This window comes from Streptomyces sp. NPDC086077, assembly GCF_040686175.1.
In the GTDB taxonomy this organism is placed as follows: Bacteria; Actinomycetota; Actinomycetes; order Streptomycetales; family Streptomycetaceae; genus Streptomyces.
This window is the reverse complement of sequence record NZ_JBFBJT010000156.1, coordinates 1-16,492: the sequence shown is the minus strand read 5'-3', so window position 1 is coordinate 16,492 and position 16,492 is coordinate 1. Positions and strand designations below refer to the sequence as shown.

The following is a 16,492-nucleotide window of genomic DNA, read 5'->3' as shown; positions in this document are numbered from 1 at the left end:
GCCCGGAGATTCCGGTGGCGTTGCTGCTGGAACGTTCAGCAGAACTCGTCACCGCCGTGCTGGCGGTACTGAAAGCCGGCGGAATCTACGTGCCGATCGACGGCCGGTATCCCACCGAGCGCATACTCCACGTGCTCGAAGACTCAGGCGCCGCGCTGACGCTCACCGATTCCACATCCGCCCACCGCATCACCGCCCGCACCACGACACCCCTGCTCCTCCTCGACGACCTGCCCGCCGCGCCCGGCAGCGACCTGGACCGTGTGTCGCTTCCCGACGCCCTGGCTTATGTGATGTTCACGTCTGGGTCGACGGGCCGGCCGAAGGGGGTGGCCGTTCCCCACCGGTCCGTCGTGACCTTTGTCCATGACCAGCGATGGCACCGCGCAGCGCGACAGCGGATACTTTTCCACTCGCCACACGCCTTTGATGCCTCAGTGCACGAAGTATGGGTGCCTTTGCTCACCGGAGGAACTCTCGTCGTCGCACCCCCGGGGGGCTTCGACGCCGGGCGCCTGGAACAGCTCATTGCCCGACACCAGGTAACCGTCCTCCAGGCGACTGCCGGGCTCTTCCGGGTACTCGCGCAAGAGCAGCCCGGGTGTTTCAGCAAACTCGAAGAGGTATGGACCGGAGGTGACGTTGTCGCCCCCGAAGCCGTCGCCCGCGTCAGAGACACATGTCCGCGGACGACGGTGACGGCCACGTACGGGCCCACCGAAGCGACGCTCTACGCCACCTGCCATACCCCCAGCACCGATATCGCTGGTCCAGTACCTATCGGCCGCCCCATGGACAACATGCGCGTTTACGTACTGGATGAGGGCCTTCGCCCTGTGCCGGTCGGAGTTGCGGGCGAGCTGTACATCGGTGGCACACAGCTTGCGCGGGGCTACGTTGGACAGTCCGCACGGACTGCGGAGCGTTTCATCGCCGACCCGTACGCGGTACCCGGTCAGCGCATGTATCGCACGGGCGACCTTGCCCGCTGGAACGCTCAGGGCGAACTGGACTTCCTCGGCCGGACCGACGACCAGGTGAAAATTCGTGGCTTCCGGGTCGAACTCGCCGAAGTGGAAGCTGCCGTCGTCCGGCATCCGGACGTCGCGCAGTGCGTGGTCGTGGCCCGTAAGGACGATTCGGGGCACAAGAGTCTTGTGGCCTACACCGTGTCTCGCCCGGAAGCCGCCGCATACGCCGTACCCACTTCGGCGACGCTGAGTGAATTCGCTGCCGAAACACTGCCCTCGTACATGGTCCCATCGTTCTTCGTGGTGCTTGATTCGTTGCCATTGACGGTGAATGGCAAGGTGGATCGCCAGGCCCTCCCAGCACCCGCCTTGACGGCGCCGGGTACCACCCACGCCTTCCGCACACCCAACGAGAAGATCATCGCGGGGCTGTACGCAGAACTCCTCGCGCTGCCCCACGTCGGAATCGAGGACAACTTCTTCCAGCTCGGCGGAGACAGCATCACCGCCATCCAACTGGTCGCCAGGGCCCGCAAGAAGGGCCTCACCATTGCGCTGCAGGACATCTTCACGCATCAGACCGTCACCGCACTCGCCCGCACAGTTGAGTCGGCATTCCACGCCGATTTCGGCAGCGTTCATGCTGCAGTAGTCGACGGGGACACTGCGCTGGACAAGCCCCGTCGAGGAGATCTTCTCCTAGTGCTGCGGCGTGCCCTTCCACCTGTGTTTTTCGTGCCGCCAGCTGGGGGTGACAGTTCCTGCTACGTCAACTTCACGGTAGAGATGCCGGAAGGCCGTCCGCTGATTGGCTTGCAGAATCCGAGCAGATTCGGCTACGCGACTCTCCCGCAGACCCACGCCGAGATGGCGGCCACGCTCGTTGCCGAGATGAAGTCCGCCCGCTCATCCGGCCCTTACCACCTGGTGGGTTGGTCGTCAGGGGCGCGGTTGGCCCACGTGATCGCCAATCAGCTTCAGGCCGCGGGCGATGAGGTCGGTCTGCTGGCCTACCTCGATGGGTACCCAGCTGATCGACCGCAGGTCGATGTCCCCTCCGCCGGCGACAGGTTCTTCGAAGTCGTGCTAGAGGCACTGGAGAACAACGGCATCAGTACAGAAGGCATCTCGGACAAGACGCACGACTACCGCGCCGCCCTGGAACTCCTCGGGACCGTGGAGGAGTTCGCGAAGATGACGCTGCCGGAACGCGCTGATCTCGTGAACGCCCTGGTCCACGCCAGGACCCTCGACCACTCCTTCACGCCGGTCCCGTTCCGGGGTGACCCCCTCGTCGTGGTGGCGTCCGACGACGACCGCGACAAGACTTCCGCAGTCGACAGTTGGCGGGAATACGTGCAGGGGTCGCTTGCTGTGGAATTCGTGCCCACTCGGCATATGAAGATGATGGACCTGGAAGCGACTGCCGATATCGCGAAAATTCTGACACGAAAACTCGCGCAATACTCCTGATGGCGACGACCCAGGGCCGATGTCTGAACATGCGATTCAGGTACATCTTCGATGGCCGACGCCTCGATGCTCGATACTCGATGAGAAGAAGAGTGAAAGAGAAATGACCGATGAAGTATCCGCAGTACGCGGCGACTACATATCAGAAGACTGTGTGCCACCTCGAACTCGCCTTGAGGAGCGGCTCGCGGCAATGTGGCAAGCGCGGTTGAACGTGACACCTATCGGTGTTCACGACGACTTCTTTGAGCTCGGCGGCCATTCGATCGCGGCCACTCAATTGCTTGCCGACATTCACGGAGAGTTCGGCGTCGAGGTTCCGGCACGGGCTCTCTTCACCCAGCCGACGATAGCCGAATTGGCCCTGGCGATAGGCCAGATCGAGCCGGAAACAACTCAGGAATCCATGTCATGAGGATGACTCGGCCCCACCGAACAGAGATGCTCGATCTGCGCACGATCGACATCGCCGACCCGGCTCTGTACAGCGATGGCGAACCGCACGCCGTCTGGCAGGCCCTGCGCGAGCGTGCACCAGTGCACTGGCAGACCTCGGGTGAGACCGGATTCTGGTCGATCACGCGCCACCGCGATGTTGCGACGGTGCTCCGTGACCACTCAACCTTCACCTCCGAGCGCGGCACGCTCCTTCACTCCCTCGGTCACGACGACCCTGCGGGTGGCCGGCAGCTTTCGCTCACGGATCCGCCCTGCCACCATGCCCTACGAATGCCGCTGCAACGCGCCCTTGGCGCCAGGCCGGTAGAGGACCGGCTGCCGGACATCCGCGACCGGGTGCGCGAGATGCTGGCTCCCGGTTTGTCCGGTGAGCCGTTCGACCTCGCCCAGGCCATGGCAGAGCTGCCGATCGTCGTCTTCGGCACCCAGATGCAGCTGCCGCAGGAGGACTGGCCCTACCTGTCCCGCCTGGCACATATGGCGGTTGCTCCCGACGACGACGACTACCGGCTGCCGCAAGGAGCCGAGGTCACCATGCGGCGCGCGCACCGGGAGATCTACGCCTATTTCAACGACGTGACACGGAGCCGACAGCGCGACCTCGGCGAGGACCTGCTGAGTCTGCTGCTCACCATGGGCAAGGACACCGCGCGGCTCGATGTCGCGACCGTCATGGCCAATTGCTATTTGCTGTTGATCGGCGCCACGGTGACGGTCTCCCACGTCCCGACAGCCACCATCGCGAAGCTGATCGAGTCGGGTCAGTACGAGGCATGGCGAGCCCGACCGGACCTCCTGAACAGTGGCATTGAGGAAGCACTTCGGTGGGCTTCATCGGCCAGCCACGTCATGCGTCACGCGACGCGCGATGTAGATCTCGGCGGTGTGCGCATCCGTGCCGGCGATGCGGTCGTCACCTGGCTTGGATCGGCCAATCGAGACGCGGAGGTGTTCGAAGAGCCCTACGAGTTCCGGATCGACCGCACACCCAACCGGCACCTTACCTTCGGCAACGGCGTGCACTTCTGTGTCGGGTTCGGGGTGGCCCGCTCCACGCTGCGCATCGTGTTCGAGGAGCTGTTCGCGCACTTCTCCTCCTTCGAACTCGCCGGAGACGTGGTCCATGTGCGTTCCAACCTCGTGGCGGGCATGTCCAGGTTTCCAGTGGCCGGCACCCCTGTGCGGCGTGATGCGGTGAAGGGGCGACATGGCTGTTGACCATCGGAAATCCAAGTGGTTCCTCCGGACGCCATCCGACCGTGCCGCTCGACGCATCTTCTTGCTGCCGTACTCGGGCTGCGGAGCGAGCATGTATCGACAGTGGCCGCGGTTCATTGGTGACATCGAAATCTGCCCCATACAGACACCGGGCCGGGAAAACCGCATGCGAGAGCCGGCGTTTCGGACCTATCCGGATCTGGCCTCGGCACTGATCGATGAGCTTGCACCCCATCTCGACCGCCCCTTCGGCATCTTCGGACACTGCGGGTCGGCGCTTGCCGCCTACGAAACCGCCGTCCAACTGATGGCAGGCGGCGGACCGGTGCCTGCGGCCGTGTTCGTTTCCGCACAGGTCGCCCCGCAGGACGGTCCGTTCGGCACGTTCCTCGACATGGACGACAAGGAGTTGGCGGACGTCATCCGTGACATGGTCACCGCCCTCGGCGGTGAGCCGATACCTGAGCTCATTCAGCTGTACCGGGAGGTCATGCGCGGGGACCTCGAGGCCAACGCCGTCTACCACGTGGCCGAGCCGGCCAAGCTGCCCTGCCACCTGACGGCGATCGGGTGGCGGGACGATCCCACCATCACCCCGGACATGATGGCGGGCTGGTCGCAGTGCGGTGACAGCTCGTTCTACACACTTGAGGGCGGTCACTATGAGTTCCTCCAGGCCCCGCAGAGCCTGCTGACGCTCATGGCACGGAGCATCGGACATGTCACCGAGCAGCCACGGTGAGCGCAGACGACTTCATGATGGCCGCGCCCCCCGCAAGGGCTGCGACCGCGGGTGAGGTGCGGGCCGGCAACAGCTGGCCAGCGTCCGTGTCGAACGACGGAGAGCGAGCATGACGGGTCAGTCCGCAAAACCGACCAGCGCGACGGCCCAGGGCGTCGACCTGGAGTGCATGGTCCCGCTGACACCGGACGCGAAGGGCCTCCCCCGCTTGATCTGCGTGCCGTACGCGGGTGGTGGGGCCTCCGTGTACCGGCCGTGGGCGAAGCTGGCAGAAGGACGACTCGAGGTGTGGGCCGTACGGCCCCCGGGCCGTGAGTCCCGCTTCCGCGAGCCTGCGCATGAGCACGTCGAGCCGTTCGTCGACGCCCTCGTCGGCACCGTCCGGCCGCTCATCGACGACGGCGCTCCGTTCGCGCTCTTCGGCCACAGCATGGGCGCGGTGGTGAGTTTTGAACTCGCCCACGCGCTGCGCCGCTGCGGGCTGCCGGAGCCGGGGCATCTGTTCGTGGGCGGCCGACGGGCTCCCCGCTTTCCCGACTCGACGCCGATTCACCGTTTGGACTCCGCGACCTTCCTCGACGCGGTGCTGCGGTTGGAGGGCATCCCGCAGGAGATCTTGAGCGAGCCCGGGCTGATCGACTTGGTGCTGCCCACGCTTCGTGCCGACTTCGCCGTCGCGGAGACCTACCGGTATACGCCGGTCGAGCCGCTGGACTGTCCGATCACCGCCTTCGGCGGGCTGTCGGACCCGACGACGTCGTCCGAACAACTGGCGGCCTGGCGGGACTTCACCGGCGGGGCGTTCAGACAACGGATGCTGCCCGGCGACCACTTCTTCGTGCATTCCGCCGTCCGGGAGGTCGTCGAGTCGGTCATCGAGGACTTCGAGTCGTCCCGGGACGGACGAACCGTCAACCGCATGAGACAGGAGTAGAACGATGGGAAACTGGTTGTTGCGTCGGCCGCCCGCGGATGCCCAGAGCCTGCTGTTCGTCTTCCCCTACGCTGGAGGAGGCGCCGGGTCCTATCGGGAATGGCCCACGAAGATCGGGGACGCATGGGTTTGCGCCGTGCAGCCACCCGGCCGGGAGAACCGGCTCTCTGAGCCTGCCTTCCGCACCCATGCCGAGTTCGGAGCCAGCCTGGCCGAGTTCCTGGAGCCCTACACGGATCGCAGATACGCCTTCTTCGGCCACTGCGGCGGTGTGCCGTTCGCGTTGACGACAATCCTGGCACTGGCCGACCGCGCACTTCCCCTGCCCGAGCGTCTGTTCGCCTCTTCCTGGGGCGCCCCACACCGCAGCCTCTACGGACCGCTGAACTTCATCGACCTCGCCAGCGCGGACCTTGTCCGTGAGGTGACCGGTATGTACGCAAAGAGTGGCGCGCCGATACGCAGCGACTTCACGCAGATTGCCGCGCAGGTGCTCAGAGCCGACCTGGAGGCGCACCGCCCATGGTTGTACGACGCCGATCGCCGCGTTCCTTGCCCGGTCTCCGTCCTCTCATGGGACCAGGACGATGTGGTGCCGCCGCAACAGGTTCATCCGCATTGGGGAGAGTGCGCCGACGCCACACACACGAGGCTGAACGGCGAACACTTCGAATTTCTCCGCTGCCCGCCCGACCTGCGCCGAGTCCTGGCTGGAGAACGCTCCCACCAGGAAACGGCCTCCGCCTAGCGGCTCAGGTCCCGCGACGCTGACGACACGATTCAAAAGGAAAGGCAAGGAACCCAGGTGGTTGCCACCCCAACGATCCATGACGGCACGCGCACCCTTCATGGACGCTTCGAGCGCTGGGCCGTCGAGACGCCCGGCGCGCCCGCCGTCTCGACGGCCGACGAGACGCTCACCTACCAAGAGCTGAACGACCGCGCCGACGAGCTCGCCGATGTCCTGCGCGCGCGTGGCGTGGGTCCGGAGTCACGAGTGGTGGTCGGGCTGCCCCGCTCTCCTGCGCTGGTCACCGCACTGCTGGCGGTGTTGAAGGCGGGCGGCGCCTATGTGCCCGTCGACCCGCACTATCCGATGGAACGTCAGACGTACATGCTGGCCGACTCCACGGCCATGCTGGCGATTACCAGTTCAGAGCGCGGGCTCTCACTTGGGGCCACCACTGCGGTCGAGATCCTCACCGTCGACGAGGCAGGGCGGGCGGAGCACGCCCGAGGGGCGAGTCCGGTCGCCGCTGCATCGGCTGGCCCGCTCAACACCGCCTATGTCATCTACACGTCCGGCACCACCGGTACGCCGAAGGGCGTCGTCGTCGAGCACGATTCGGTTCTGGACCTGCTGCAGGCGCCGCAGCTCGCTGTTCAGGCGGGTGACCGAGTGGCTCAGTTCGCTCCCACTGCCTTCGACGCCTCAGTGTTCGAGATCTGGGCGGCGCTGTGCGGAGGCGGCGAGGTGGTGCTGCTGCAGGGCGCGCGGCTGTCGGTGGAGGAACTCGGCAGCCAGCTGCGCGAGTGGCGACCCAAGTGGATGTTCCTGACCTCGGGCCTGTTCCACCTCGTCACTGCTCATGACGTCGAGGCCCTGCGATCCATTGACTGCCTCATCACCGGCGGCGACGTGCTGTCACCCCAGCACGTCACACGTGCCGCACGGCAGGGACCCGGCCGTCTGTACGCGGCGTACGGACCCACAGAGACCACCGTCTTCGCCACACTCGAGCGGATCGAGAGTTCCGCCGACCACCTGAGGGTTCCGCTCGGCAGGGCCCTGGTCGGCACGCGGATCCACGTACTGGACGACGCCTTGCGCCCCGTTCAGCAAGGTGAGATCGGCGAGATCTACATCAGTGGGGGCCTGGCTCGCGGATATCACGCCCGCCCTGTTCAGACGGCCACTCACTTCATCGCGGATCCCTTCCCTGGGCGGACCGGCGCCCGGATGTATCGCACCGGTGACCTCGGCAGCGTGCGCACCGACGGCAGCGTGGAGTTCCATGGCCGGATCGACCGACAGGTCAAGATCCGCGGATTCCGCATCGAACTGGAGGAGGTCGAGAACCTGCTCGGCTCCCACCCCGAGGTACGGCAGGCCGTAGTGGCGGCCATCCGCGGCGCGGCCAACGACAAGCGGCTGGTCGCGTACGTGGTGGAAGCGCACAAAGGTGCCGCCACGCCCGCGGAACTGCGCGCATGGCTCGCTGAACGCCTGCCAACCCACGCCATACCCGCGACGTTCGTCCCCCTTCAGGAACTGCCCCTGGATGCCAATGGAAAGCCCGACAGGTCGCACCTGCCCAACCCGTGGACCTCGCGCGAGAGCCTGCCGGGCCTGCCGGAGTACGTTGCTCCCACGACGGAGGTCGAGCAGGTGATCGCGGCCGCTTGGGCCGAGACCCTCGAACTGGACCAAGTCGGCATGGAGGACGGCTTCTTCGAACTGGGCGGTGACTCGCTGCGCAGCGTGAGCCTGCTGGAGCGGCTGCGTACGGAGGGGATCACGTTTACCGCCGTCGAATTCTTCTCCTCGCCCAATGTCGCTGCGCTCGCGTCCACCATCCGCTCACGCGAACTGCACAGGAGCTGATCGTGCATCTTGTCCAGGATCTCCAAGATCTTCAGGAGCGGCCGGCGACGGACGTTGCACTCACCGGCATCGACCTGTTCTCACCGGAGGGTTTCCGCTCCGGAAACCAGCATCCGGTGTGGCAGCACCTGCGCGAGACCGCGCCGGTGTGGTGGCACGAGGTCCCGGGACAGCATGGATTCTGGTGTGTCACGCGATACGCCGACTGCGAGCGAGTACTCAAAGATCACCGGACGTTCAGTTCGGAGCACGGATCAATCCTTGCGTCGGTGGGGGTCGGAGATCCTGCTGGCGGTCGCACGCTGTCACTGATGGATCCGCCTCGTCATACCGGCCTGCGCAGCCGCACGATGCGGACCTTCAGCCACTCTGTGGTCCGGGCCAAAGCGGAGGGCATCCGCGCTCGCATTCGTCGTCTGGTGGACACCTGCTGCGACGGACAGGTGGACTTCGCCCGGACGATGAGTCTGCTTCCCATGATCGTTTCTGGAGAGCTTCTCGGAATTCCCGAGGAATACTGGCAGGACATCACCTGGTGGGTGAACACCAGCCTGGCGCCAGAGGATCCGGAGTATGCCGCAGGGCGGCCCGTGGCGCAGTCGCTTGCTCTGGCGCACCACGAACTGTTCTCCCGCTTTGCCGAGGTTATCGGCCACCGACGCCGTCACCCGGGCACCGATCTCATCTCCTTGCTCCTCGGTTGGGAAGACGGTCAGCGGCGGCTGGACGACCGAACCGTGGCGTTGAACTGCTACAGCTTCATTCTGGGCGCCAACTCCACAACGCCACACGTCGCCTCCCACACGCTGGCAGCATTGATCGACCGCCCGGAGATATGGGAGACGGTCGCGGCGCGGCCGGACCTGGTGCCTGCTCTGGTGGAGGAGGGGGTGCGCTGGAGCTCTCCGACGCATCACCTGGTTCGCAGAGCCACCGCAGACACCACTATCGGGGATGTCGCTCTGGCCCAGGGCGACTGGGTGGCCGTATGGACGGCATCGGCGAACCGCGACGAGTCGGTTTTTACCGACCCCTACGCATTCGACATACGGCGCAGCCCCAATCCGCACATCGGGTTCGGCGCCGGACCGCACTACTGCATCGGCGCTCCGCTGGCTCGCATGGCTCTTGGCTCCCTTTTTGAGGAGCTGATCCGCAGACTGGGAAGTGTGGAGCCGGCGGGGCCCGTGGCTCATCTTTCTTCGAACTGGATCAACGGCATCGTTTCGATGCCCATCACCACCAAGGCCCGCTGAGACCATCAGGTCTCCTCGGCCGGGAAGGCATTGCGATGCGAATGACAGGCCCCGAAGCCGGATTGCCGTCTCTGGAGTCCATCGATCTCTACGATCCCGAGCGCTACCGCTCAGGTGCCCAGCACGCTGCGTGGCACGTCTTGAGAGAGAAGGAGCCATTGTGGGAACAGCAGACGCCCGACGGTCACACGTTCTGGTCGGTCACTACCTATCGTGACGTAGCCAACGTGCTGATGGACGACAAGACGTTCACTTCCGAGCACGGAACCATCCTGGCCGTCGCGGGCGGAGACAGCGCGGGCGGCAAGACGATCAACCTCATGGACCAGCCCAAGCATGCTCGTGTTCGCGTACCCACCATGCGGACCATGTCAACTCGTGTGATGCGGGAGCGACGGGACATTGTGCGCGGCCACGTACGCGACATGGTCCGCGACGCATTCGTCAGCGGGGAACAGGTGGACATGGCCGACCTGCTGCTGCGTCTACCGATGGCTGGCATCGGCGAGGTGCTCGGCATTCCGCAAGACATGTGGGACCACCTGCCGCGGTGGGCCCTGGCCGGTGTCGCGCCCTCTGATCCGGGCTACTCCGTGAGTAGCGAGCCCGAGACCTTGAGCAACGCCCACTACCAATTGTTCGCCGCTTTCACCGACCTGATCAAGGAGCGTCGACGGAAGCGTAGAGATGACGTCATTTCGGTGCTGCTCGATCTTGATTTCGGCGGCAGACGGCTGGACGACAGGGAGGTTCTGCTCAACTGCTACAGCTTTGCCATGGGGGCGATCACCACGACACCGCAGGTGGCATCCCACATGCTGCTGGCCATGGTCGAGCAGCCGGCAGCCTGGCGGAAGCTCCGTGAAGATCCAGCACTCGTTCCGCTGGCGGTCGAGGAGGCGCTGCGCTGGTCCTCGCCGACGAATCACGTGATGCGGCGGACGCTGGCCCCGACCCTTATCAGGGGAACGCTGCTCGGTGAGGGTGAGCTGGTCTGTGCGTGGATCGCGTCGGCAGACCGTGACGAATCGGTCTTTGCCGATCCGTACACTTTCGACCCGGGTCGTAAGCCCAATCCTCACCTCGGCTTCGGGATCGGCACGCACCGCTGCATCGGAGGCCCGGCGGCGCAGGTGGCTCTCGCGGCGCTGTTGAAGGAGATGGTCGAAGGGTTGTCGGGATTCGAGCTGATGGGCGAGGTCTCCCACTTGTACTCCAACTTCATCAACGGGATCACCTCGCTACCGATGGTGTTCCACCCGCGGTCCGGCGCCTGACCGTGGTGACCCAGAGCCCGGACCACCAGCTTCGGGAGCTGCGGGGCCGATCGGAGGGACGGGGTACAGGGCCCCCGTCCTGCGGGCGGCCGCGCCCTCAGTCGGTGCTACCTGAGTTAAGCAGTCGGTGGGCACGCGAATGAGCCGAAAAACCAGGGTTTGAGCTGTGGAAACGTGTGGATGGCACCCGTGCGGGCGTGTGCCCGCGCGGGCACGTTTCGGCTGGTCAGGCCGGAGCTTCGGATGTGATCCGTGGCGGCGTTTTGCTGCCGTGGTCGCGTTGGAGGGTGGCGTGTTTGCTTGATCAGCAAGGTGGTTGTCCGCGCCCTTGCTTCAGTGCACCACCGAGTACGCAGTTCTGTGCACCACTGCTCAGGCCGCGTTGGTGTCCCGCTCGATGGCCTGGAGACGGTTCTTGGAGCCGGTAGCTGTTGCCATTTCGAGACGACCCTTCTGTGGTGCAGAAGGCGGTCGAGGATCGCGGTGGCCAGGACCTTGTCGCCGAGCACCTGGCCCCACTCATCTGCGGCCGGCACTTTTTCCCTCACACGGGTTACGGCTGCCACCTGGCCATTTCCGGTTCCTGCGGTCCTGGTGGTTCTCGCCGCAGCATCCCAAATTCCAGGGTGCTGCCTTGACCGTTCAGGTGTGGGCGAGGCGAGGCTCCAGGGCATCGCGGGAGGGGCTGTTCCGCAGGGCCGCTGGTCACGGATCCGTGGGCAGCTCAAGACGCGTGTGTCTACGCGTTCGAGGCCTCGTGGCGGGCCCGCGGGTTCAGCCCGGTGACCATCGACGATGACATCGGCCTGCTGGAACGGACACTGACCGCGTTGGGTCGGCCTGAGTGGGAGGTGACCCGAAGGACATCGACCGCGTGGTCGGTGACCTCGCGGTCAAGGGCCGCAAGACCTCGACCCGGCGAGTATGTCCAGATCTCGAGACGCGGCACCGCATGCGTGGCGGCGACTGGCGCGTTCATGCTGGAGCCGAGCCGGGCAGCGAACGTCTGACGCCCCCTGACGGCCCACCAGCTCAAATCTGGCGGATATGGGCTGGTCGCGGTGCGTGCCCGCTTCTTGTGCGAGAGCGGGTAACTCCTGGTCGCCATGTGATCCACGGCCAGGAGGCCACGGTGAATGTCTGCGGCGTAGCCGTGGCGATGCCGCAGGGGTGGAGCTGGGCGCCTCACCCCCTGATCACGACCTGCGGCGACGCTCTCGGGGCCGCGCGTGAAGCGGCCTCGTTGTCTGTGGCAAGAGGGAAGCTGTGCCCGCCGTCGTACGACTGCCCGTCGGGAAGGCGTTGACCGTCCGCGAGGCGGCCGACGTGTTCCTCGACTCGCTCGACAACGCCGAACACGCTCCGGTCGTACGGATTGGCGTCGGCAAGACCGCCGAACACCTCGGCGCGGCCCGCCCGCTCGCCACCGTCGCGAACGACGAGATCGGCGGCGCCCTCGAACATCTGTGGGGCGAGGCCCGGTCAACACGTGGAACGCCCGGCGGGCGTCGGTGCTGTCATGGCTGGGCAGGTGGGCCGAGCGCGGGTACGACGGCCCGGCTGTCCCGGCCTGGGTGAAGCGGATACCCCCGCCGGACTCGGAGAACCCGGCCCGCTCGAAGATGGCCGTCGACCGGCTGATCGCCCGACGCGACGTCCACCTCCGGGAGAAGACGCTGTGGCGGATGCTCTACGAGACCGTCGCGCGGGCGGAGGAGATCCTCGGCGTCAACATCGAGGAGCTGGACCTCGCCGCCCGCAGGGCCCCGGTGAAGGCCAAGGGCGCGAAGCCGCGCACCCGACGCCGCGGTGCCCCGCGCGAGGACTACGTAATGGAGCACGTGTACTGGGACGCCGGCACCGCCCGCCTGCTGCCCCGGCTGATCAAGGGCCGTACCCGCGGGCCGGTGTTCGTCACCCACCGCAAGCCGGGCCCCGGGAAAGTCGTCAGCCCGCGCGACGTGTGCCCGGACACCGGGCTGGTCCGGCTGTCGTACGGGCAGGCCCGCGCCCTCCTGGACGCGCGCACGGCTGTCGGGGGTGTGGCGGGAACGGGCTGGAACCTGCACGACTACCGGCACTCCGACCTCACCCACCTCGGTGAGGCCGGGGGCCAGCCTGCCGATGCTCAGGCGAAGTCGCGGCACAAGAAGCCGGAGAACGTGCGGCGTTACTTCCACCCCTCGGCTGAGGCGATCGCCGAGGTCACCAGCCTTCTCGCGCCCGGAGACAGCAGGCGCTGACCTCGTCAGCGTCAAGTCGAGCTGAGCTGCCTGTTTCCAGTCCCCTGCGCAAAGAGCCGGGCTGCTCGGCCATCCAACTCTGAAGCGGTTATTGCGAAGTTTTCACTTCATACCTACGGTAAGCGCATGCGACCGAAGCACGAGCCTGAGCAGATCACCGACCTGTCACGGTTGAGGGCGTTCATGAACCCGCTGCGGATGCAGCTGTACCGGCTGCTGTACGCCGCAGGCACCGCGACCGCCTCTCAACTCGCCGAGCATGTCGACGAAACGCCCTCGCTGGTCAGCTACCACTTGCGCAAGCTGGCTGAGCACGGCTTCGTGGCCCAGGCGAGTGGCCAGGGCACCGACGGCCGCGAGCGCTGGTGGCAGGTGGCATCTGAAGAGGGCTGGGGCTTCCGTGAATCGGACTTCGCGGACACGCCCGAGGGAGCCGCCGCCGTCGGCGCGGTGACCCGAGGGATCTTCCACACCCGCGTCGCCCAGTACCGCACGTATCTCGACCAGAAGTCCGCCTGGGGGAAGGCGTGGACCGACGCATCCTTCAGCTCCGAGTGGCTGCTCGACCTCACCCCCGCCGAACTCGCCGAGATGAGCGACGAGCTTGAGGCGCTGGCCCGGCGCTGGCGGGAGCGCGGCAAGGCCGCCAAGGCGGCCGACGACACCGAGGCCCGCGAGCACGTGTCTGTGCACCTATACGGCTTTCCCTTCCGGCCCTGACTCAGCCGAATCGCAACGTACTTGGAGCCCGCCATGGCCACCCAAGAGACAGTCCTGCCCATAAACGCCGCCACACCGGCTCACCGCGACGGCAACGTGCTGCGCTGGCTCACCGCCTACACCGTCTCCCTCATCGGCGACAGCGTGTACTTCGTCGCCCTGGCCTGGTCCGCACAGAAGGCCGCCGGTCCTACCGAAGTCGGCCTCGTCATGGCTGCCGGGGCAGTACCACGAGCGTTACTCATGCTCGGTGGGGGCGTGGTGGCCGACCGGTTCGACCCCCGCCGCGTGATTCTCGGCAGTGACACGCTGCGCTGCCTCCTCATCCTGGCAGTGGCCGCCGGTATCGCGCTGACGGCTCCGGTCTTGTGGATCCTGGTCACGGTGGCGCTCGTCTTCGGCGCCGCCGACGCACTGTTCGTACCTGCTGTCGGTGCTCTCCCGCCCCGGATCACCGCCCCCGACCAGTTGGCCCGGGTCACCGGCATGCGCTCGCTGTCGACGCGCCTCAGCCAGATCGCGGGCCCGCCGATCGGCGGCCTGGCCATGGGACTCGGTGGACCCGCGGCTGCCTTCACCGTCGCCGGACTACTCATCGCCCTGTCCCTGCCGCTCCTGCTGACGATACGGATACGGTCCCTCGGGGCGCCCGACGCGGAGCGGCCGGAGCCCGGCACAGCGCGGCAAGACCTGCTCGACGGCCTGCGCTACATCCGCCGCCACCGACTCATCGGCCCGCTCGTCGCCGCCGGTGCCGTCTGCGAACTCGGCCTCACCGGCACCCTCAACGTCGGCATGGTGCTCCTCAACGCCGAACGCGGCTGGGGTCCTTCCGGCTACGGCTGGATCGTCAGCAGCTTCAGCGCAGGAGCTGCGGCCAGCGCCGCGTTGCTCGCGATCGCCGGTTGGCTGCCGCGTGCCGGCCTGATGATGGCCGGGACGCTGCTCGTTGGCTGCGCGGGTGCGGCCACGATCGCTTTGGTGCCGACCCTGTGGCTCGCCGCGGTGCTGGCTGCGGTCATCGGACTATGCGCGGGCGTCTTCGGCAGCCTGGACAACGCCCTCATACAAACTGCGGCGGACCCGGCCTATCTTGGCCGGGTCACCTCCGTCGTCATGCTCACCATGGTCGGTCTCGCCCCCCTCAGCTATCCGCTGGTCGGTGCCGCCATCGGAGCCTGGGGCGCCGCCCCGGTGTTCGTCTCCTGCGGCATCTTCGCCAGCCTGGGCGTGGGCATCGCCCTGGCCTCTGACGCGGTGCGGCACGCCGAACTGCCCCGGCAGCGGTAAGGCGTGACCATCTAAGCAACCCAACCGCAGCCCCGCCGACCAGCCCGCAGCAGGGGCCGGTCGGCGTCTCCCGATGAGTGGCGGTCACTCGCCGTCTACGGCACCCGGATCACGCAGTGGTCGCAAGCCTCCGGGCAGGTCGGGGAGCTGGAAGGAGTAGCGGCCGAGCATGTTGATGTGGTGCCGCACGAATGGCGAGAGGCGGGCCACGTCCTCGTCGCGAACGTCGAAGCCGTCCGTGCGCAGTTGGTTCACCGCGGCGTCCGTGTACCGCGTCGTGAACAGCACGAGGGCGTTGAGGACCAGGCCGAGCGCGCCGAGCTGGTCTTCCATGCCGTCCTGGTAGCGCTGGTAGAGCTGGTCCGAGCGTCCGTGGAAGATCTTCCGGGCGAGGGAGTGGCGGCCCTCCTGGAGGTTGGCCTGCACCTTGATCCGGCGGCGGTAGCCGGGCTCGCCGGCCAGGCGCAGGATGTGCAGGGTCTTGGCGATCCGCCCGTAGTGCGCGATCGCGTCGCCGAACGGGGTGGGGCGCCCGTCGCGCGACAACATCTTAGAAGCCGTCGAGCGGCTGGCCCGCGGTCAGCCGCGCGAACCTCGCCGCCAGACGCCTGCTGACCAAGTGACGAGCCGCTTCCGCGGCACGCCCGGCCCGCTCCTCGTACTCCGTGCAGTTCCCCCGCAGGCGGGCCGGCTCGGCGCCCGTAATCAGCAGCTCCACCCAGTCACGCGTACGCTCGCGCGGCATCCCGTCGGCCTCCTTCAAGGCCTTCTCCCCGGGCTCGACCAAGCCGACAACCGCCAGAGCCCACGCCGCCTGAGCCTCGAGCTCGTAGCGGTCGAACCGCGACAGCCACGCCAGTTGAGATGCGCCTTTGACCCGACCGAAGGCCGGGCCGAACTTCGCGCACCACTGCCCGATCGTCTTGTAGGAGACGACCACGCCCCGGGCGAGCATCAGCTCCCCGGCCTCGCGGAAGCTCAGCGGGAAGCGGTGGTAGAGCCACACGCGGTGGGCGATGACCTCCGCCGGGAATCGGTACCCCTGATACGGCGGCGCCACGATGTCCCCTGCTGACGGCCAACGCCCCGGGAATCGTCCCAGCCGCTCAGCGTGTCGGCCAAGCTGACAACGCCCCGACGCACCGTCAGGCAATCACGCACCCAACAACGTGACAGTGCCACTGAACCAGCCGAGCGTCCATCTCCACGGCAGGCTCGCCGGGGAGCTCCCCGGCGGTCACCGAACCGGCGCGGGGGGCCGCCACCCCAGGGAGGGGGGACCGCCCCGCCTCATGGGTGCGGGG

At 66.7% G+C, this 16,492-nt stretch carries 11 protein-coding genes and 4 pseudogenes; 12 read left to right on the top strand and 3 right to left on the bottom strand.

Annotated elements, in window-relative coordinates; genetic code table 11:
* The 9 genes from AB0O67_RS31195 to AB0O67_RS31155 all read left to right on the top strand — a co-directional run.
* A partial coding sequence (locus tag AB0O67_RS31195) for an amino acid adenylation domain-containing protein (protein WP_365457317.1) occupies positions 1-2,444 on the top strand: 2,444 nt, incomplete at its 5' end.
* A 103-nt stretch (positions 2,445-2,547) separates the two neighbouring features.
* Positions 2,548-2,859, top strand: coding sequence for a phosphopantetheine-binding protein (locus AB0O67_RS31190; RefSeq protein WP_365457314.1), 312 nt, complete (start codon positions 2,548-2,550; stop codon positions 2,857-2,859).
* Between the two features lie 26 nt (positions 2,860-2,885).
* Positions 2,886-4,121 carry a cytochrome P450 gene (locus AB0O67_RS31185; RefSeq protein ID WP_365457311.1) on the top strand — a complete coding sequence of 412 codons (1,236 nt, stop codon included), beginning with the start codon at positions 2,886-2,888 and terminating at the stop codon, positions 4,119-4,121.
* The gene (locus tag AB0O67_RS31180; RefSeq protein WP_365457308.1) at positions 4,111-4,863 is read left to right on the top strand and encodes a thioesterase domain-containing protein; all 753 of its coding nucleotides are present in this window, start codon (positions 4,111-4,113) and stop codon (positions 4,861-4,863) included. The genes AB0O67_RS31185 and AB0O67_RS31180 overlap by 11 nt, the downstream gene beginning before the upstream one ends.
* Before the next feature lie 109 nt (positions 4,864-4,972).
* Complete coding sequence (locus tag AB0O67_RS31175) at positions 4,973-5,797, top strand: alpha/beta fold hydrolase (RefSeq protein WP_365457305.1); 825 nt, start codon at positions 4,973-4,975, stop codon at positions 5,795-5,797.
* Positions 5,798-5,801: 4 nt separating this feature from the next.
* Entirely contained in the window at positions 5,802-6,545 is a 744-nt protein-coding gene (locus AB0O67_RS31170; RefSeq protein WP_365457302.1) for a thioesterase domain-containing protein, read from the top strand.
* A gap of 57 nt (positions 6,546-6,602) precedes the next feature.
* Complete coding sequence (locus AB0O67_RS31165; RefSeq protein ID WP_365457300.1) at positions 6,603-8,402, top strand: non-ribosomal peptide synthetase; 1,800 nt, start codon at positions 6,603-6,605, stop codon at positions 8,400-8,402.
* 2 nt (positions 8,403-8,404) lie between these two features.
* Positions 8,405-9,658 carry a cytochrome P450 gene (locus AB0O67_RS31160; RefSeq protein WP_365457297.1) on the top strand — a complete coding sequence of 418 codons (1,254 nt, stop codon included), beginning with the start codon at positions 8,405-8,407 and terminating at the stop codon, positions 9,656-9,658.
* A gap of 41 nt (positions 9,659-9,699) precedes the next feature.
* Positions 9,700-10,935: a cytochrome P450 gene (locus AB0O67_RS31155; RefSeq protein WP_365457294.1), complete on the top strand. Its 1,236-nt coding sequence runs from the start codon at positions 9,700-9,702 to the stop codon at positions 10,933-10,935.
* A 372-nt stretch (positions 10,936-11,307) separates the two neighbouring features.
* On the opposite strand, the pseudogene AB0O67_RS31150 reads toward AB0O67_RS31155, so the two are convergent.
* A pseudogene (locus AB0O67_RS31150) lies at positions 11,308-11,456 on the bottom strand (ATP-binding protein); the annotation flags it as partial.
* 745 nt (positions 11,457-12,201) lie between these two features.
* Here AB0O67_RS31150 and AB0O67_RS31145 point away from each other — a divergent pair.
* From AB0O67_RS31145 to AB0O67_RS31135, 3 genes and pseudogenes are all read left to right on the top strand, one after another.
* Positions 12,202-13,178: pseudogene (locus tag AB0O67_RS31145) on the top strand (site-specific integrase).
* 126 nt (positions 13,179-13,304) lie between these two features.
* Positions 13,305-13,898, top strand: coding sequence for a helix-turn-helix domain-containing protein (locus AB0O67_RS31140; protein ID WP_365457291.1), 594 nt, complete (start codon positions 13,305-13,307; stop codon positions 13,896-13,898).
* A gap of 33 nt (positions 13,899-13,931) precedes the next feature.
* Positions 13,932-15,188, top strand: coding sequence for an MFS transporter (locus tag AB0O67_RS31135; RefSeq protein WP_365457288.1), 1,257 nt, complete (start codon positions 13,932-13,934; stop codon positions 15,186-15,188).
* An 84-nt stretch (positions 15,189-15,272) separates the two neighbouring features.
* Here the strand turns inward: AB0O67_RS31135 and AB0O67_RS31130 are convergent.
* Positions 15,273-15,740, bottom strand: a pseudogene (locus tag AB0O67_RS31130) (Tn3 family transposase); the annotation flags it as partial.
* Between the two features lie 337 nt (positions 15,741-16,077).
* A pseudogene (locus tag AB0O67_RS31125) lies at positions 16,078-16,251 on the bottom strand (IS6 family transposase); the annotation flags it as partial.
* Between the last annotated feature and the right edge of the window lie 241 nt (positions 16,252-16,492).